General features: G+C 59.3%; 15 protein-coding genes. All 15 read right to left on the reverse strand.

The window, feature by feature from the left end:
• Positions 1 to 84: 84 nt before the first annotated feature.
• The 15 genes from ACA056_RS10155 to ACA056_RS10225 all read right to left on the reverse strand — a co-directional run bounded on the left by ACA056_RS10155 (position 85) and on the right by ACA056_RS10225 (position 18,402).
• On the reverse strand, positions 85 to 1,410 hold the full coding sequence (locus ACA056_RS10155) for an OprD family porin (protein ID WP_497272388.1): 1,326 nt from the start codon (positions 1,408 to 1,410) through the stop codon (positions 85 to 87).
• 759 nt (positions 1,411 to 2,169) lie between these two features.
• Positions 2,170 to 3,633 (reverse strand): NADH-quinone oxidoreductase subunit NuoN, encoded by a 1,464-nt coding sequence (gene nuoN / locus ACA056_RS10160; RefSeq protein ID WP_497272390.1) that lies wholly within the window; start codon positions 3,631 to 3,633, stop codon positions 2,170 to 2,172.
• Positions 3,634 to 3,640: 7 nt separating this feature from the next.
• Entirely contained in the window at positions 3,641 to 5,173 is a 1,533-nt protein-coding gene (nuoM, locus tag ACA056_RS10165) for an NADH-quinone oxidoreductase subunit M (RefSeq protein WP_497272392.1), read from the reverse strand.
• A gap of 39 nt (positions 5,174 to 5,212) precedes the next feature.
• Complete coding sequence (nuoL, locus tag ACA056_RS10170) at positions 5,213 to 7,066, reverse strand: NADH-quinone oxidoreductase subunit L (protein ID WP_497272394.1); 1,854 nt, start codon at positions 7,064 to 7,066, stop codon at positions 5,213 to 5,215.
• Entirely contained in the window at positions 7,063 to 7,371 is a 309-nt protein-coding gene (gene nuoK / locus ACA056_RS10175) for an NADH-quinone oxidoreductase subunit NuoK (RefSeq protein ID WP_010458852.1), read from the reverse strand. Before nuoK ends, nuoL begins: the two co-directional genes overlap by 4 nt.
• Positions 7,372 to 7,373: 2 nt before the next feature.
• A complete protein-coding gene (gene nuoJ, locus ACA056_RS10180) occupies positions 7,374 to 7,877 on the reverse strand; it encodes an NADH-quinone oxidoreductase subunit J (RefSeq protein ID WP_095631557.1) in 504 nt (167 codons plus the stop codon).
• A 9-nt stretch (positions 7,878 to 7,886) separates the two neighbouring features.
• Positions 7,887 to 8,432 carry an NADH-quinone oxidoreductase subunit NuoI gene (gene nuoI, locus ACA056_RS10185; protein WP_200889382.1) on the reverse strand — a complete coding sequence of 182 codons (546 nt, stop codon included), beginning with the start codon at positions 8,430 to 8,432 and terminating at the stop codon, positions 7,887 to 7,889.
• A gap of 12 nt (positions 8,433 to 8,444) precedes the next feature.
• A complete protein-coding gene (gene nuoH, locus ACA056_RS10190; protein ID WP_008146046.1) occupies positions 8,445 to 9,452 on the reverse strand; it encodes an NADH-quinone oxidoreductase subunit NuoH in 1,008 nt (335 codons plus the stop codon).
• The gene (nuoG, locus tag ACA056_RS10195; protein ID WP_497272398.1) at positions 9,449 to 12,163 is read right to left on the reverse strand and encodes an NADH-quinone oxidoreductase subunit NuoG; all 2,715 of its coding nucleotides are present in this window, start codon (positions 12,161 to 12,163) and stop codon (positions 9,449 to 9,451) included. Before nuoG ends, nuoH begins: the two co-directional genes overlap by 4 nt.
• A gap of 136 nt (positions 12,164 to 12,299) precedes the next feature.
• Positions 12,300 to 13,655, reverse strand: coding sequence for an NADH-quinone oxidoreductase subunit NuoF (gene nuoF / locus ACA056_RS10200; RefSeq protein WP_008146041.1), 1,356 nt, complete (start codon positions 13,653 to 13,655; stop codon positions 12,300 to 12,302).
• A complete protein-coding gene (gene nuoE / locus ACA056_RS10205) occupies positions 13,652 to 14,149 on the reverse strand; it encodes an NADH-quinone oxidoreductase subunit NuoE (RefSeq protein ID WP_008146039.1) in 498 nt (165 codons plus the stop codon). Before nuoE ends, nuoF begins: the two co-directional genes overlap by 4 nt.
• Positions 14,150 to 14,151: 2 nt before the next feature.
• A complete protein-coding gene (gene nuoC, locus ACA056_RS10210; RefSeq protein ID WP_008146037.1) occupies positions 14,152 to 15,936 on the reverse strand; it encodes an NADH-quinone oxidoreductase subunit C/D in 1,785 nt (594 codons plus the stop codon).
• 72 nt (positions 15,937 to 16,008) lie between these two features.
• The gene (locus tag ACA056_RS10215) at positions 16,009 to 16,683 is read right to left on the reverse strand and encodes a NuoB/complex I 20 kDa subunit family protein (RefSeq protein WP_008146035.1); all 675 of its coding nucleotides are present in this window, start codon (positions 16,681 to 16,683) and stop codon (positions 16,009 to 16,011) included.
• Positions 16,684 to 16,693: 10 nt separating this feature from the next.
• Positions 16,694 to 17,107: an NADH-quinone oxidoreductase subunit A gene (locus ACA056_RS10220; protein ID WP_003223812.1), complete on the reverse strand. Its 414-nt coding sequence runs from the start codon at positions 17,105 to 17,107 to the stop codon at positions 16,694 to 16,696.
• A gap of 533 nt (positions 17,108 to 17,640) precedes the next feature.
• On the reverse strand, positions 17,641 to 18,402 hold the full coding sequence (locus ACA056_RS10225) for an SDR family NAD(P)-dependent oxidoreductase (RefSeq protein ID WP_497272401.1): 762 nt from the start codon (positions 18,400 to 18,402) through the stop codon (positions 17,641 to 17,643).
• Between the last annotated feature and the right edge of the window lie 286 nt (positions 18,403 to 18,688).

Below are 18,688 nucleotides of genomic sequence, written 5' to 3' on the forward strand. Positions count from 1 at the left end.
AAGGCGCCCCGAAGGACGCCAAAGATTCACCTCTTACCAAAGGAGCAAGGAGCTTCTAAAGGTGAATTGGTATCAACCGCTCGATCAGAGAATTGCCAACGGGTACTCGACAATCACCCGCACTTCATCCAGATCCGATTCAAACGCCGTGGCGCGAGTCGTGGCTTGGCGCAAACGCAGCGACAGGTCTTTCATCGAACCACTCTGCACCACGTATTTGACTTCGACATCACGCTCCCAGCGCTTCTGGTCGGTCAGTGGATTGCCGTCAGCATCGCGGCGCATGTACACGGCGTTGGCGTTGGAGTAATCGGCGTCGGTGCCTCGGGCGTAACGAGTCATGAACGATAGCCCCGGCACACCGTAAGTGGTCATGTCGAGGTCGTAGCGCACCATCCACGAACGTTCCTTGGGCGAGTTGAAGTCGCTGTACTGGATGGAGTTGTCGAGGAAGATCGAGTCGGATTGACGCAGGTAATCGAAGTCGTCATTGCCGTTGTTGCGCTGGTGCGAAAGAGCAACGGAGTGCGCGCCGAGTTTCACCCCGACCCGACCGCTCCAGATGTTGTTGTCGAACTTGCCGAGCAGTTGTTTGCCTTCGTCGACAGCCTTGTAATAGTTCAGGCCGCCAAACAGCGACAGGTCATCCGATAGCGGATAGGTCCAGGCAGTGCCGGCGTAGTACTGATTCCAGGCATCCTTGAGACGGCTGGAGTACAGGCTGAAACTGAGGTTCTTGTTCAGTACATAGTCGCCGCCGCCATAAGCGATCCACGGCGAATTGACCGGGCCGGCATAAAACGTGGCGAAGTTCTCGCGCATGTCGCTGGACACTGGTTGGCTCATCGCATGCAACCGACCGCCCTGAACCGACAGACCCTCGATGCTGGTGTTGACCGCCGTCACACCGCGAAAGCTCTCCGGCAGCAATCGCGAGTCACCTGCCGCCACCACCGGGTTGGCCGGGAACACGTCACCGACCTTGACCACCGTATCGAAGGCTCGCACTTTGGCGGCACCACCAATCTTGGTGTACTCATTCCGCGCCTCGCCATCACTGTTGACTGGCAGCACATCAAACGAACTACGGCCACCGTTGCGCCCGTCACCGGTGTCGAGCTTCAAGCCGATCATCGCAAACGCATCGACACCGACGCCGACGGTGCCTTGGGTAAACCCGGATTCGAACTTGCTGATCACCGCATGGGCCCAGGCTTCGGAATAACCATTGCCGGTGGGGCTGGACTGGCCGTCGCGGTGATCACGATTGAAGTAGAAGTTACGGTTGAGCGCCGTCAGGCTGCTGCCCTCGATAAACCCTTCGGCTTTATCATCCGCCATCACCATGGACGGCCCGGAGCCGACCACCACCGCTAAAGCGGCCATCGACATTTTTGTATTGTTAACCATCAATCACTCCTTGGGTTCGGCAGAACGGGAACGTGCTTCGGCGTGGGTTTTATTGTTCGGCGGAGAAGGCCCGCCGGCATGGTCGCCGGGTGACATCGTTGCAAGCTGCGGATAACGCCAAGGTGATGCGGGAATTACAATTTCGTCATGTGGCTGGAACGCCAAGCCATGCGGGTGCATCTCTGAAACCTGTGGGAGCGAGCTTGCTCGCGAAACGGAGTGTCGGGCAATGATGATGTCGACTGACCAGGCGCTTTCGCGAGCAAGCCCGCTCCCACAGTGATCCGGGGTGGCCACAGAATTAGCGAACGGCACACAACCTGTAGGAGTGAGCCTGCTCGCGATAGCGGAATGTCAGGCAATGACGATGTTGAACATGCCGACGCCTTCGCGAGCAGGCTCGCTCCCACATTGGTCAGTGTGGGTCTGATAGATCCATGTACGCAGATGTGGCTTCTACCTTTCGTAGGTATCTAGCTGACTGTCTGACAGATCTCCACTCGATAGGTGATCTTCAAATTTAGCGGCAAATGCCTTCTGCGGAATGTCAGCCATTGCTCACCGCTTTGCAGGCAAATTCCTGGAAAGGAGAGGGCGTTGAAGATCAAAAGATCGCAGCCTGCGGCAGCTCCTACAGAGCGCACGCCATCCCAATGTAGGAGCTGCCGAAGGCTGCGATCTTTTGATCTTGAAATCCCAGATGCAAAAACGGCACCCGAAGGTGCCGTTTCTGTTTTCTACCGAGTGTCGCTTAAGCGATCAACCCGCCAACCCCGCCTGCTGAACCAGGATCAGCAACGGCTGCGGATACAGCCCGAGGAAGAACGCCAGTGCAGCGATGGCCAGCAGCATCACGCCGCCTGCACGTTGTTCCCAGTGCAGTTGCGCATCGTGGCGACGCAGGTTCGGCTCGATCAGGTACAGGGTGACCATCACACGCAGGTAGTAGAAGACGCCGATGGCGCTGCCCAGTACCAGGGAACCGACCAGCCACCATTGATGCGACTCGACACCGGTAGCGATGATGTAGAACTTGCCGATGAAGCCCGCGGTCAGCGGGATACCGGCCAGGGACAGCATCATCACGGTCAGTACGGCGGTCAGGTACGGACGTCGCCAGAACAGGCCGCGGTATTCGTACAGGGCATCCGCATCACGGCCGTTGTACGGCGAGGACATCAGGGTGATCACGCCGAACGCGCCGAGGCTGGTGATCACGTAGGTGACCAGGTACACGCCGATGGCTTCCACGGCCAGACCCTTGCTCGCCACCAGAGCGATCAGCAGGTAACCGAAGTGAGCGATGGACGAGTAACCCAGCAGACGCTTGAGGTTGCTTTGGGCCAGTGCCAGCAGGTTACCGAACAGGATCGACGCAATGGCGATGATGGTCAGTACGTCGCTCAGTACACCGCTGCTTGCGGCTGGCGAGATCTGGAACAGACGCACCATCACTGCGAACACAGCGACTTTCGAAGCGGTGGCCAGGAAGGCAGCTACCGGTGCCGGAGCACCTTCGTAAACGTCCGGGGTCCAGAGGTGGAACGGTACCAGCGACAGCTTGAACGCCAGACCGATCAGCATCATGCCCAGGCCCAGTTGCGCCAGCGAGCTTGGCAGACCGGTGGCCGCGAGGGCCTGGCCGATGCCAACGAAGCTCAGGCTACCGGAGTCGGCGTAGAGCAGGGCCATGCCGAACAACAGAAACGCGGAACCGGCGGCCGACAGCACCATGTACTTGATACCGGCTTCCAGCGAACGCTTGTTGAAGAAGGCATAAGCCACCAGACCGTAGACCGGTACCGAGAGCAGTTCCAGACCGATGAACAACCCGGCCAGGTGCTGCGCGCTGACCAGCACCAGGCCACCGGCGGCGGCCATCAGGATCAGCAGGTAAAGTTCTTCACGGTTGCCCGGGTAACCCGAGCCGCCATCGCCGAGGTAGGCGTGGGCGAGGGTCACACAAGCGAGGGTGGCGACCAGGATCAGCGCCATGTACAAGCAAGCGAAGGTGTCGATTTGCAGCAGTGGAGTCACAGCCAGAGGCGCGACTTTCAGGGCTGGCAGGATCGACAGCAACGCCAGGTTCAGACCCGCCACGGAAATCAGGAAGGTCTGCGAGTGGTTGCGGCGCCAGGCGATCGCCAGCATCACCACGATGATCGTGGCGCTGGTGATCAACAACGGCGCAAGCGCGATAAAGTGTTGAGTCGTGAATTCCATAGCGCTCTTACCGGGCCGAAGCGAGTTGAGTGAAGGCGGTGCCGAGCCATTGCTGCACGCCATGCATCGTCGCAGCAGAGGTATCGAGGAACGGTTGCGGGTACACGCCGATGTAAATCAGCAGCGCCGCCAGACCGACCACCATGATCAGTTCGCGACCATCCATGCCATGCAACACCGCGTCCGATTTGGACGGGCCGAAGTAGGCACGGTGGATCATGATCAGCGAGTAGACCGAACCGAACACCAGACCGGACGTCGCGATGATAGTGATCCATGGAGCGCTCGGGAACGTGCCGATCAGGATCAGGAACTCACCCACAAAGTTACCGGTCCCCGGCAAGCCCAAGGACGCGGCTGCAAAGAACAGGCTGATGGCCGGCAGGTAAGCGATCTTCGACCACAATCCACCCATCTCACGCATATCGCGGGTGTGAGTGCGCTCGTACAGCTGACCACTGAGGATAAAGAGTGCCGCGGCCGACAGACCGTGCGCCAGCATCTGCATCACCGCGCCCTGCAGCGCCAGTTGGCTGCCGGAGTAGATGCCGATCAACACGAAGCCCATGTGGGAAACGGAGGAGTAGGCAATCAGACGCTTGATGTCGGTTTGTGCGAAGGCCAGGAACGCACCGTAGAAGATCCCGATCAGACCGAGGGTCATGGCGATCGGCGCAAACTCGGCCGAGGCATTCGGGAACAGCGGCAGGGCGAAACGCAGCAGACCGTAAGCAGCCGTTTTCAACAAGATACCGGCCAGGTCGACCGAACCTGCGGTTGGCGCCTGGGCGTGAGCGTCAGGCAACCAGGAGTGGAACGGCACCACTGGCAGCTTCACCGCGAAGGCGATGAAGAAGCCGAGCATCAGGATGTACTCGGTGGTCAGCGACATCTTGGTTTTCAACAGGTCGGCGTAGTTGAAGGTAATCACGCCGGTGTCGTTGAAGTTGACCAGTACCAGGCCCAGGATCGCCACCAACATGATCAGGCCGGACGCCTGAGTGAAGATGAAGAACTTGGTCGCCGCGTAGATCCGGGTTTTCTTGCCGTCCGAAGAACTGTGACCCCAGAGCGCGATGAGGAAGTACATCGGCACCAGCATCATTTCCCAGAAGAAGAAGAACATGAACAGGTCGAGGGCGAGGAACACGCCGACGACACCGCCCAGGATCCACATCAGGTTCAAGTGGAAGAAGCCGACGTGACGCTGGATTTCTTTCCACGAGCAGAGTACCGAGAGGATACCCAGCAGACCGGTCAGCAGGATCATCAACAGCGACAGGCCGTCGAGGGCCAGGTGCACGCTGATGCCGAAGCGCTCGATCCAGATGTGCTTGAACTCAAGTACCCAGGTCGGATCGGCGCCAGGGGCCGGAGCAAATGAATAATCACCGTGGGCCCACAGCCAGAGGCCGAGCGCGAGTTCCAGGGTCATGGTCAACAGCGCAATCCAGCGGGGGAGGGTAGCGCCGAAGCGCTCACCCATCCAGCACAGCAGGCCGCCGATGAAGGGGATCAGGATTAGCCAAGGCAGAATCATGACGGGCTCAATTCCTTTCGCAAGTTCGCAAGGTTCATATCAGACCGCTACCAGCACGATGGCGCCGATGACCAGCACGGAGCCGGCTGCCATCGATGCCGCGTACCAACGCAGTTGACCGGTTTCGGTACGGCTCAGGGCGGTGTGACCGCCTTTGGCCATACGCGGGATCAGACCGATGGTCTGGTCTAGCGGGTCTCTGCGCAGTGCGTGGCTGATCGCAAGGTATGGCTTGACGAACAGTTTGTCGTAGATCCAGTCGAAGCCCCAGGCAGCGAACCACCAGGCCGAAAGGAAGCGGCCGATGCCGCTGTTGGCGATTGCAGTGACGAAACGGCGCTTGCCGAGGAACAGCAGCGCGGCAAGCAGGATACCGGCCAGGGCAATGGCGCCCGAGGCGATTTCCAGACTGTGCTTGGCTTCGCCGCCGGCATGGCCGACGCTTTCCGGCAGCACGCCGTGCAGCGGTGGAACGATCATCGCGCCAATGGCGGTAGACAATACGATCAGCACCGACAGTGGCAGCCAGTGAGCGATGCCGTGACCGGCGTGCGCTTCGGTCTTCACTTCACCGTGGAACGCGATGAAGATCAGGCGGAAGGTGTACAGCGACGTCATGAACGCACCGACCAGACCTGCGTAGAGCAGACCGTGGTTGCCGCTGGCAAACGCTTCCCAGAGGATTTCGTCCTTGGAGTAGAAGCCTGCGGTCACCAATGGCAGGGCCGACAGAGCCGCGCCGCCGACGATGAAGCTGGCGTAGGCCAGTGGCAGCTTCTTCCACAGGCCGCCCATCTTGAAGATGTTCTGCTCGTGGTGGCAGGCAACGATCACCGCACCGGACGCAAGGAACAGCAGCGCCTTGAAGAAGGCGTGGGTCATCAGGTGGAAAATCGCGCCATCCCATGCGCCAACGCCCAGCGCCAGGAACATGTAGCCGATCTGGCTCATGGTCGAGTAGGCAAGGATACGTTTGATGTCGGTCTGAACCAGTGCGGCAAAACCGGCCAACACCAGAGTCACGCCGCCGACAACGCCCACCAGGTGCAGGATATCCGGCGCCAGGGTGAACAGGCCGTGGGTTCGGGCGATCAGGTAGACACCGGCGGTCACCATGGTTGCGGCGTGGATCAGTGCCGAAACCGGAGTAGGACCGGCCATCGCGTCCGCCAGCCAGGTTTGCAGCGGCAGTTGCGCGGATTTACCGACAGCGCCGCCCAGCAGCATCAGGGTCGCCATGACCATCCAGAAGTCGCCGGCCTGGAATTTCTGTGGCGCCAGCACCAGCAGTTCCTGGATGTTCAGCGTGCCCAGTTGCGCGAACAGGATGAACAGGCCGATAGCCATGAACACGTCGCCGATACGGGTGACGATGAAGGCTTTGAGTGCCGCGTTGCCGTTGTTGCGGTTGCTGTAGTAGAAACCGATCAACAGGTACGAGCACAGGCCCACGCCTTCCCAACCGAAGTACAGGAACAACAGGTTATCGCCCAGGACCAGGAACAGCATGCTGGCGATAAACAGGTTGGTGTAGGCGAAGAAGCGCGAGTAACCGGCTTCACCGCGCATGTACCAGGACGCGAACAGGTGGATCAGGAAGCCGACGCCGACCACTACACCGAGCATGGTCAGGGACAGACCATCCAGGTACAGCGCGAAGTTAGGCGTGAAGCCTTCCACCGCCATCCACTGCCACAACACCTGGGTGTAGTGGCCGCCTTCAGGTGGCGCGACGTTGAATTGCCAGATCACGTAAGCCGTGACGATGGCAGACAGGCCGATGGAACCGACGCCAATCAGCGCCGACAGGTTTTCCGAGAAGCGGCCGCGTGAGAACGACAGCAGCAGGAAACCTATAAGAGGGAATACGAAAGTCAGATAGAGAAGATTCATCCGCGCATCTCGCTGGCAGCGTCGATATCGAGAGTGTGGAAGCGGCGATACAGCTGCAACAGAATCGCCAGGCCAATACTGGCCTCGGCGGCTGCCAGGCTGATCACCAGGATGAACATGATCTGTCCATCCGGCTGGCCCCAGCGGCTACCGGCGACGATGAAGGCCAAAGCGGAGGCATTCATCATGATCTCCAGGCTCATCAGCACGAAGAGAATGTTGCGGCGGACCATCAGGCCGACCAGACCGAGGCAGAACAGGATGCCGGCGACCGCCAGACCATGCTCCAAAGGGATAGCAGGCATCGTCATTGCTCCTTGGCTTCGTTGCGGCCCAAGTGGAACGCCGTGACGGCTGCGGCAAGCAGCAGCATCGAGGCGAGTTCGACCACCAGCAGATAAGGACCGAACAGGCTGATGCCCACGGCCTTGGCGTCTACGGTGGTGTGGCCGATGGCTTGGCCGCTGGCGTCGCTGAACAGCACGTACAGCAGTTCAACCAGCAGCAGGGCCCCGAGTGCGACCGGGCCGAGCCAGATGCCAGGCTTGAGCCAGACGCGCTCTTGCTGAACCGAGGCGGGCCCCAGGTTCAGCATCATCACCACGAACACGAACAGCACCATGATGGCGCCAGCGTAGGCGATCACTTCCAGCACACCGGCAAACGGTGCGCCGAGGGCGAAGAACGTCATCGCCACGGCAATCAGCGAAATGATCAGGTAGAGCAGGGCGTGCACGGGGTTGGTGTTGGTGATCACGCGAAGCGTGGACACAACAGCGATACCCGATGCGAAATAGAAAGCGAATTCCATCTTTCTTCCTTAAGGCAGCAAGCTCTTCACGTTGATCGGTTCGGCTTCATTCTGCGCGGAGCCTTTTGGCTTACCGGCAATCGCCATACCTGCAACACGATAGAAGTTGTAATCAGGGTTTTTGCCGGGGCCGGAGATCAACAGATCTTCTTTCTCGTACACCAGGTCCTGACGTTTGAACTCGGCCATCTCGAAATCCGGTGTCAGCTGGATTGCGGTGGTCGGGCAGGCTTCCTCGCAGAGGCCGCAGAAAATGCAGCGCGAGAAGTTGATACGGAAAAACTCCGGGTACCAGCGACCGTCATCGGTTTCAGCTTTCTGCAGCGAGATGCAACCGACCGGGCACGCCACGGCGCACAGGTTGCAGGCTACGCAACGCTCTTCGCCGTCGGGGTCGCGGGTCAGCACGATACGGCCACGGAAACGCGGCGGCAGGTACACCGCCTCTTCCGGGTATTGCAGCGTGTCGCGCTTGCGGAAGGCGTGGCCGAAGATCATCACCAGGCTGCGAAGCTGGGTGAAGAAGCCATGCACGATGTCAAATATGTACTTCATGATTCTCTATCCTCACTGAGCCGCGACGGCGGGCGTGTTGAGCAACACGATCGCAGCGGTCACCAGCATGTTGACGAGGGTCAGCGGCAGGCAGAACTTCCAGCTGAAATCCATCACTTGGTCATACCGTGGGCGCGGAATCGAGGCGCGCAGCAGGATGAAGAACATGATGAAGAACGCGGTTTTCAGTGCGAACCAGATGAACGGGATCTGCGGCAGAATGCCGAACGGACCGTGCCAGCCACCGAAGAACAAGGTCACCAGCAGCGCCGAAATCAACACGATGCCGATGTACTCGCCGACGAAGAACATGCCCCATTTCATGCCGGCGTATTCAATGTGGTAACCGTCGGCCAGTTCCTGCTCCGCTTCCGGCTGGTCGAACGGGTGACGGTGAGTCACGGCGACGCCAGCGATGAAGAAGGTCAGGAAACCGAAAATCTGCGGAATGACGAACCACAGGTTCTGGGCTTGATATTCAACGATGTCGCGCATGTTGAACGAGCCAACCTGGATCACGATGCCCATCAGCGACAGGCCCATGAACACTTCGTACGACACGGTTTGTGCCGAGGCCCGCAAGCTGCCCAACAGGGCGAACTTGTTGTTACTCGACCAGCCGGCGAACAGCACCGCGTAGACCGACAGACCGGCCATGGCGAAGAAGAACAGGATGCCGATGTTGATGTCCGCCACACCCCAGGTCGGGGTGATCGGGATGATCGCGAACGCAATCAGCAAGGCGCTCATGGCCACGACCGGTGCCAAGGTGAAGATCACTTTGTCGGCGAACGGCGGGGTCCAGTCTTCCTTGAAGAACATCTTGATCATGTCGGCCGCGATCTGGAACGCGCCGAACGGGCCAACGCGGTTCGGACCGTAACGGTCCTGCCAGAGGGCGAGCAGACGACGCTCGACCCAGCTCAGCAGCGCGCCGCACACCACCACGGCGAGCAGAATCACGATGGCCTTGAGGACCGCGATGATCACGTCAATCACTTCAGGCGTGAACCAGGTCATTGAGCTGCCTCCTGCAGACCGTCAACGGATTTGCCAAAGATCGCTGGCGGAATGCCGGCGATACCGGCCGGCAATGCGACCAGGCCGGCACCCAGCTCTTCGTTGATGCGCAGCGGCAGACGCAGGGTCTGGCCAGCAACGCTCAAACTGAGCAGTGCACCGTCATTGACACCCAAACGGTCGGCCTCGGATTTGGCCAGCGACACGTAAGCGGCCGGGATGCGTTCCTGAACCGGCGCGGCTTTGGAAGAGTTCTCTTCGCTGCCGAACAGGTGGAAGAACGGCACAACCTGCCAGGTGCCCGGAGCCGGGTTGAACGCGCGAGGAACACTGGCGAACCAGTTCAACGAGTCGCCGGTGCTTTCGATCAGGCGAGTGCCCGGGTCGCCAGCGCGGATGTGACCACCGACTTCGTCCTGGAACTTGTTCCAGGCTTGCGGCGAGTTCCAGCCCGGCGACCAGGCGAATGGCACTTGCTGACGCGGTTCAACCGAGCCCGAGTAACCTTCCATGGAGAACGAGAACGCGGTGTCGTTATCCTGGGAAGTACGCGGTTCGTGCACGCTGATGTCGGCGCGCATGGCGGTACGACCCGAGTAACGCAGTGGTTCGCGAGCCAGTTTCAGGCCCTTGATGCGGAACGCGGCGGACGGAGCGGCGCTAACAATGCCGGCCAGTTGCGGAGTGCTTGCGGCACAGGCAGCGGTGACGTGGTCCAGTTGGGTCCAGTCGATCGGCTGGTTCAACAAGGTAGCGCGCAGGGCATGCAGCCAGCGCCAGCCTTCGTGAACCATGATGCTTGCGTCGAGGTAAGTCGGGTCGAAGACCTGGAAGAAGCGCTGGGCGCGACCTTCCTGGCTGACCAGCGTACCGTCGCCTTCCGCGAAGCTGGCGGCTGGCAGAACCAGGTGCGCGCGATCGCTGGTGGCGGTCTTCTGATGGTCCGCCACGATCACCACTTTCGCGGCGTTCAGGGCAGCATCGACACGGGTTTTGTCGGTACGGGTGTACAGATCGTTTTCCAGCACGACGATGGCGTCGGCCTTACCGTCGATCACCGCTTGCAGCGCTTCGTCAACCGAGTTGCCGCCAAGCATGGCCAGGCCGAGGCTGTTGGCCTCTGGCACGATCAGGCTGATGGAACCGTTCTTCTCGCGCAGCTTCAGGGCTTTGGCGATGTTTGCCGCGGCTTCGATCAGCGCCTTGGAACCCAACGAGGTACCGGCAATGATCAATGGACGCTTGGCGGCGAGCAGGGCGTCGGCAATGCGCTTGGCCAGCTCAAGAGCTTCAGCGTCCAGACCTTCAACGGCAGGCGCGCTGGCGTCGAGGGCGTGAGCCACGGCGAAACCGATGCGGGCCAGGTCGTCTGGCGCGGCGTGTACGCATTCTTCTGCGATGTCGTCGAGCTTGGTTTCAGCCAGGCTGGCGATAAACAGCGGGTTCAGAGCGTTCTGACCGATGTTCTTCACGGCGGCGTCGAGCCAAGGCTGAACGCGCATGGCGTCGGCCATGTCTTCGGCTTTGCCTTTGACCGATTGACGCAGGGACAGGGCCATACGCGCAGCGGTCTGGGTCAGGTCTTCGCCGAGGACGAAGATCGCGTCGTGGTCTTCGATGTCGCGCATGTTCGGGATCGGCAGAGGGCTGTCTTTAAGCACCTGCATGACCAGACGAATGCGTTCCAGCTCAGCGGCTTCGATACCGGAGTAGAAGTGCTCGGCGCCGACCAGTTCGCGCAACGCGTAGTTGCTTTCGAGGCTGGCACGCGGCGAACCGATACCGACGATGTTGCGACCGCGCAGCAGGTCGGCGGCTTTATCCAGCGCTTCGTCGAGGGTCAGCTTGGCGCCGTTGGCCAGCAATGCCTGACGCGGGCGATCCTTGCGGTTGACGTAGCCATAGCCGAAACGGCCACGGTCGCACAGGAAGTACTGGTTGACCGAACCGTTGAAGCGGTTTTCGATGCGACGCAGTTCACCGTAGCGTTCGCCCGGGGAGATGTTGCAACCGCTGGAGCAGCCATGGCAGATGCTCGGCGAGAATTGCATGTCCCACTTGCGGTTGTAGCGCTCGGAGTGAGTCTTGTCGGTGAACACACCGGTCGGGCAGACCTCGGTGAGGTTGCCGGAGAATTCGCTTTCCAGGGTGCCGTCTTCAACGCGACCGAAGTACACGTTGTCGTGGGCGCCGAATACACCGAGGTCGGTGCCGCCGGCGTAATCCTTATAGAAGCGCACGCAGCGGTAGCAAGCGATGCAGCGGTTCATTTCGTGGGAAATGAACGGGCCCAGTTGCTGGTTCTGGTGAGTACGCTTGGTGAAGCGATAACGGCGCTCGTTGTGGCCGGTCATCACGGTCATGTCTTGCAGGTGGCAGTGACCGCCTTCCTCACAGACCGGGCAGTCGTGAGGGTGGTTGGTCATCAGCCATTCAACGACGCTGGCGCGAAACACTTTCGCTTCGTCGTCGTCGATGGAGATCCAGCTGCCGTCGGTGGCGGGGGTCATGCAGGACATGACGATCCGACCACGCTTGTCGTTTTCGTCGGTGTACTGCTTGACCGCGCACTGGCGGCAAGCGCCAACGCTGCCTAGGGCTGGGTGCCAGCAGAAATAAGGGATATCGAGGCCTAGCGACAGACATGCCTGTAACAGGTTGTCTGCCCCATCGACTTCGAGCTCTTTGCCGTCTACGTGGATAGTGGCCATGGTTCAAAGTTCTTCGTTGGCCCGGTGTCAGCGGGCGTGGCTAATGGAATCTTGTTATTCGCGTGAATCAACACAGCCGCTTGCGGCGTCATCACACGAAAAGCTGCGGGCACGGACCCTTCGCTTTTTTAAGCGTTTACGCGCCGACTACGATCGGCCTTGCCAGAGGCGGGACGACGGCGCTGGTAGGCGCGATGCCGGCTTCGAACTCATGGCGGAAGTATTTGATTGCGCTGCCCAACGGCTCCACGGCGCCCGGTGCGTGAGCACAGAAGGTCTTGCCTGGGCCGAGGAAACCGACCAGACCCAGCAGGGTCTCGATATCGCCGGCTTGCCCTTCACCGTTCTCGATCGCGCGCAGAAGCTTGACGCTCCACGGCAGACCGTCACGGCACGGGGTGCAGAAGCCGCAGGATTCGCGGGAGAAGAACTCTTCCATGTTGCGCAGCAGGGAAACCATGTTGACGCTGTCGTCCACCGCCATGGCCAGGCCGGTACCCATACGGGTGCCCACTTTGGCGATGCCGCCGGCGTACATTTGTGCGTCCAGGTGTTCCGGCAACAGGAAACCGGTACCGGCGCCGCCTGGCTGCCAGCACTTGAGCTTGTAACCGTCGCGCATACCGCCGGCGTAGTCTTCGAACAACTCGCGACCGGTGACGCCGAACGGCAATTCCCACAGGCCCGGGTTCTTGACCTTGCCGGAGAAGCCCATGAGCTTGGTGCCCATGTCTTCACTGCCTTCGCGGGCCAACGATTTGTACCAGTCCACGCCGTCGGCAATGATCGCCGGCACGTTGCACAGGGTTTCAACGTTGTTCACGCACGTCGGCTTGCCCCACACGCCAACGGCGGCAGGGAAGGGCGGCTTGGAGCGCGGGTTGGCGCGGCGACCTTCGAGGGAGTTGATCAGTGCGGTTTCTTCACCACAGATGTAACGCCCGGCGCCGGTGTGGACGAACAGCTCGAAATCGAAGCCGCTGCCCAGAATGTTTTTACCCAGCAGGCCCGCTGCCTTGGCTTCTTCCACCGCACGGTTCAGGTGCTTGGCGGCGGTGGTGTATTCGCCACGCAGGAAGATGTAGCCACGGTAGGTTTTCAGCGCGCGAGCACTGATCAGCATGCCTTCGATCAGCAGATGGGGCAGTTGCTCCATCAGCATGCGGTCTTTCCAGGTGTTCGGTTCCATCTCGTCCGCGTTGCACAGCAGGTAGCGGATGTTGATGGATTCGTCTTTGGGCATCAGGCCCCACTTAACACCCGTGGGGAAGCCTGCACCGCCGCGACCTTTAAGACCGGAGTCTTTCACGGTCTGGACGATGTCGTCCTGAGCCATGTCGGCGAAGGCTTTGCGCGCAGCCGCGTAACCGTTCTTGGCCTGGTACTCGTCGAGCCAGACAGCTTCGCCGTCGTCACGCAGACGCCAGGTGAGCGGATGAGTCTCGGCCGAACGCTTGATGCGGTTGGCAGGACCGAAGGAAGTCAGGGTCATACGTAGCCCTCGAGCAATTTGGCAACGCCGGCAGGCTGCACATCACCGAATGTGTCGTCGTCGATCATCAACGCCGGCGCCTTGTCGCAGTTGCCGAGGCAGCAGACCGGCAGCAGGGTGAAACGACCGTCGGCGGTGGTCTGACCCAGGCCGATGCCCAGATTGCTCTGGATTTCGCTGACCACGGATTCATGGCCGCCGATGTAGCAGACCATGCTGTCGCAGACGCGAATGATGTGACGGCCGACCGGCTGGCGGAAAATCTGGCTATAGAACGTCGCCACGCCTTCAACGTCGCTGGCCGGGATGCCGAGGATCTCGCCGATGGCGTAGAGCGCGCCATCAGGCACCCAGCCACGTTCCTTCTGGACGATCTTCAGGGCTTCGATCGACGCCGCGCGCGGGTCTTCGTAGTGATGCAGCTCGTGCTCGATGGCCGAGCGCTCGGTTTCGCTCAGGGCGAAACGGTCTGTCTGGATAAGCGTGCTGTTCATGCTTAGCGGTCCACGTCGGCCATAACGAAATCGATACTACCCAGGTACGCGATCAAGTCCGCGACCATGCTGCCTTTGATCACCGAAGGGATCTGCTGCAAGTGCGGGAAGCTTGGGGTGCGAATCCGGGTGCGGTAGCTCATGGTGCCGCCATCGCTCGTCAGGTAATAACTGTTGATGCCCTTGGTCGCTTCGATCATCTGGAAGGATTCGTTGGCCGGCATGACCGGGCCCCACGAAACTTGCAGGAAGTGCGTGATCAGGGTCTCGATGTGCTGCAGGGTGCGCTCTTTCGGTGGCGGCGTGGTCAGCGGGTGATCCGCCTTGTACGGGCCTTCCGGCATGTTGCGCATGCACTGCTCGATGATCTTCAGGCTCTGGCGCATTTCTTCGACACGCACGATGCAACGGTCGTAGGCATCGCCATTGGCCGCCAGCGGCACTTCGAATTCGAAGTTCTCGTAACCGGAGTACGGTCGAGCTTTACGCAGGTCGAAATCGCAACCGGTCGAACGCAGGCCGGAACCGGTGACGCCCCATTCCAGGGCTTCTTTGGTGTTGTAGGCGGCGACGCCGATGGTCCGGCCACGCAGGATGCTGTTGTCCAGTGCGGCTTTCTGGTACTCGTCCAGACGCTTTGGCATCCACTCGATGAAGTCTTTCACCAGTTTTTCCCAGCCGCGCGGCAGGTCGTGAGCGACGCCACCGATGCGGTACCAGGCCGGGTGCAGACGGAAGCCTGTAATGGCTTCGATCACCGTGTACGCCTTCTGACGGTCGGTGAACGTGAAGAACACCGGGGTCATGGCGCCCACGTCCTGGATGTAAGTCCCCAGGAACAGCAGGTGGCTGGTGATCCGGAAGAACTCGGCCATCATGATGCGGATGACGTCGACCTTCTCAGGCACCTTGATGCCGGCCAGCTTCTCGACCGAGAGCACGTACGGCAGGTTGTTCATCACGCCGCCGAGGTAGTCGATACGGTCGGTGTACGGAATGAAGCTGTGCCAGGACTGACGCTCGGCCATCTTCTCGGCACCACGGTGGTGGTAACCGACGTCCGGTACGCAATCGACGATCTCTTCACCGTCCAGCTGCAGAATGATGCGGAATGCACCGTGCGCGGAAGGGTGGTTAGGACCGAGGTTGAGGAACATGTAGTCCTCGTTCGCACCGGAACGCTTCATGCCCCAGTCTTCAGGCTTGAAGCGCGCGGCTTCTTCCTCAAGCTGTTGCTTGGCCAGGGTCAGGCTGAACGGGTCGAACTCGGTGGCACGGGCCGGGAAGTCCTTGCGCAGCGGGTGACCTTCCCAGGTCGGCGGCATCATGATGCGGGTCAGGTGCGGGTGACCGGCAAAGTTGATGCCGTACATGTCCCACACTTCACGCTCGTACCAGTTGGCGTTCGGCCAGATGCCGGTCACGGTCGGCACGCTGAGGTCGCTCTCGGACAAGGCGACCTTGATCATTACGTCACTATTACGTTCGATCGACATCAAGTGATAGAACACAGTGAAGTCGGCGCCGCTAGGCAGCCCTTGACGCTTGGTGCGCAGACGCTCGTCCACGCCGTGCAGGTCATAGAGCATGACGTACGGCTTGGGCAGGTTGCGCAGGAAGGTCAGGACTTCGACGAGTTTGGCACGGGCAACCCAAAGCACCGGCATGCCGGTGCGGGTAGGCTGGGCGGTGAACGCCTCGGGGCCAAAACGGTTATTCAGTTCGACGACCACATCCTGGTCGTCTGCCTTATAAGGCGGGATGTACAGAGCACTGCCTGTAGTCATGGTTATTTATCGCTTTCGGTCAACGTAAAGAATGAAGCCAGTTTCTCGTTCTATAAAAGAAGCAGATCTGGATCAGACTTCGTCGGGGCTGCGCAGGTTGGTGACTGCGATTCGCTGTTCGCGGCGCTGTTCCTTTTGCGAAGGCATCTCGGCGCGATAAACGCCTTGATCGCCGACGACCCAGGAAAGCGGGCGACGCTCCTGTCCAATCGACTCCTGCAAGAGCATCAAACCTTGCAGAAAAGCTTCAGGACGGGGCGGGCAGCCAGGCACGTAGACGTCCACGGGCAGGAACTTGTCCACCCCTTGAACGACGGAGTAGATGTCGTACATGCCACCGGAGTTGGCGCACGAACCCATGGAGATAACCCATTTAGGTTCGAGCATTTGCTCGTAGAGACGCTGAATGATCGGCGCCATCTTGATGAAGCAGGTACCGGCGATAACCATGAAATCCGCCTGACGCGGCGATGCCCGGATAACCTCGGCGCCAAAGCGCGCGATGTCGTGGGGCGCCGTGAAGGCGGTGGTCATTTCCACGTAGCAGCACGAAAGACCGAAGTTGTACGGCCACAGGGAGTTCTTGCGCCCCCAGTTGATCGTGCCGTTAAGCACGTCTTCGAGCTTGCCCATGAAAATGTTTTTGTGGACTTGATCTTCTAACGGATCGGAAACGGTTTCCCGTTCGCCAATCGGATACTGCTCGTTAGGAGCATCGGGGTCGATCCTGGTGAGATTGTATTGCATTGCCAAAGCCTCATTGTTTCAGCTTCGCCTGCCGCTTGCGACGAGCTTCCGGAGCCCAGTCAAGGGCGCCCACTCGGAACAGGTAGACAAGACCTGCCAACAGAATTGCTATGAAAACGAGAGCTTCGACGAATCCGGTCCAGCCGCTTTCGCGGACGGACACAGACCAGGCAAAGAGAAAGAGGGCTTCGATATCGAAGATCACGAAGAGCATCGCGACCAGATAGAATTTGGCTGAGAGCCGCAAGCGGGCGCCACCTGTAGGTAGCATGCCGGACTCGAACGGTTCGTTTTTGCTGCGGCCCCAGGCTTTTGACCCGAGGAGGCTGGAGACGCCGAGCATGAAGGCACAAAGGCCGACGACGCCCAGAAGGAAAATGGCAAAGCCCCAGTTGTGGGCCATGAGTCCTGTCGCTTCGGGCATGCTGGTAATCCTTAACAGAGAGCAAAGGTCTCTGAGCTTGAAAAGAAACAAAGCAGTGACGATATGTCGCAGCAATCAATCCCGCTGATTTTATGGCACAACACCGTGCAAGTAAAATTCCTATAGCGAAATTATTTATAGGAATAAGGACATAGCGCACCTCCAAAGTCCCGCAGCCCATGCGGCTCGGGCATTAGCCGGGATTTCATCAATATTGTTTTGTTGGGAATGTAACGAACATTGCCATGGCTAAATGATAATCAATATTGTTTGGGTCTGTTTTTAAACTGTTTAACGGGTGGATGGCCGGGAAGTTGTCATATATGCGCGTTACTGCAAGTAGCGCACGGAGTAGTTTTACCTTCTTTTCCTGGTCGAAAAACTGCTCTGGATCAATGATTTTCAGCGCTTTTTGTGGGAGCGTGCGCGTGAAATAGCGGGCAAAAAACGCCCCGAACCCGTCGGGGCGTCAGATGTGCGGCGTTGCGATTAGCTTTTTAGTCGGTCCACAACGGCCGGCCGACCTCCGGGGCTCAAATGGAGCTGTGGCCCCCATCAATGACCAGATCAGCACCGGTCATCCAGGATGACTCGTCAGATGCCAGGAGGATGGCCGCGCCTGCCATATCTGAAGGAATTCCAGCACGCTGCATGGGAATCTCCTTTTTTCTGTTCTGCCATATCGCTGGGGCGTCCCGCCATTGGTGGGCGTTACCACTGGTCGCGGTCAGCCCGGGTGAAATCGTATTGACTCTGATGCCATGGGGGGCCAGTTCCACCGCGCAGCTTCGTGTAAGCATCGAGAGCGCCGCCTTGCTTGCTTGATAAGCCGACATTCGGCTGACCGCCTTGAAAGCGCTGACGGATGAAATGTTAATGACACTGCCGCCCTGACTGCGTGCAATACAGTCTTTCGCGAAGCGTTGAGTCGCAAAAAAAGGAAAGCGCAGATTGACTGCCAGGGTTTGTTCGTACTCGTCGCCGCTCAGTTCCAGAAATGGAGTACGGGTGATAAACGCGGGATTATTAACGAGTATATCTATGGGGCCGATGGCAGCGTGGGCTTCCTCAAAGAGTGTCTCAGTGCTGATGCTCGCGGCATCCATGAGGGTGAAACTGGCGTGCTGACCCAGGTGCTCAGCTAACTCAATGACTTCACGGGCCGCAGCTTCATCGGTGCGAGCGGTAATGAAAACATCGGCGCCCTCGGCAATGAAGGCTTCGGCTATCGCCCTTCCAATACCTGACGATGCGCCTGTTATAAGCGCTCGTTTACCTCTTAGTCTTCCATTCATGAGTCGTTCTCCGTAATACAAGCCTGTAGGGCGTACGCCTGAAAATTGAATGCGGCGCAATGCTTGAACATAGGTCGTGATGGGTTTTCGCTAGCGTGAAATCTAATAATAGTACCTGTGGTTGTTTTTTCTTGTTGTGAGTTGAAGTTTGGTTTTGTTTTTTTCGAGGCTCTGTCAAAGCTGGTTAATGTGGTCGGACAGGTATGTGGTGGCTTTTAAGAGTGTTCCTACAGACCATTCATTTGCAAATGAAGGAAATTTCTTTAGTGCGAGTAAAAGCTGAAAT

The sequence above is a fragment of the Pseudomonas sp. LBUM1666 genome, assembly GCF_059695775.1.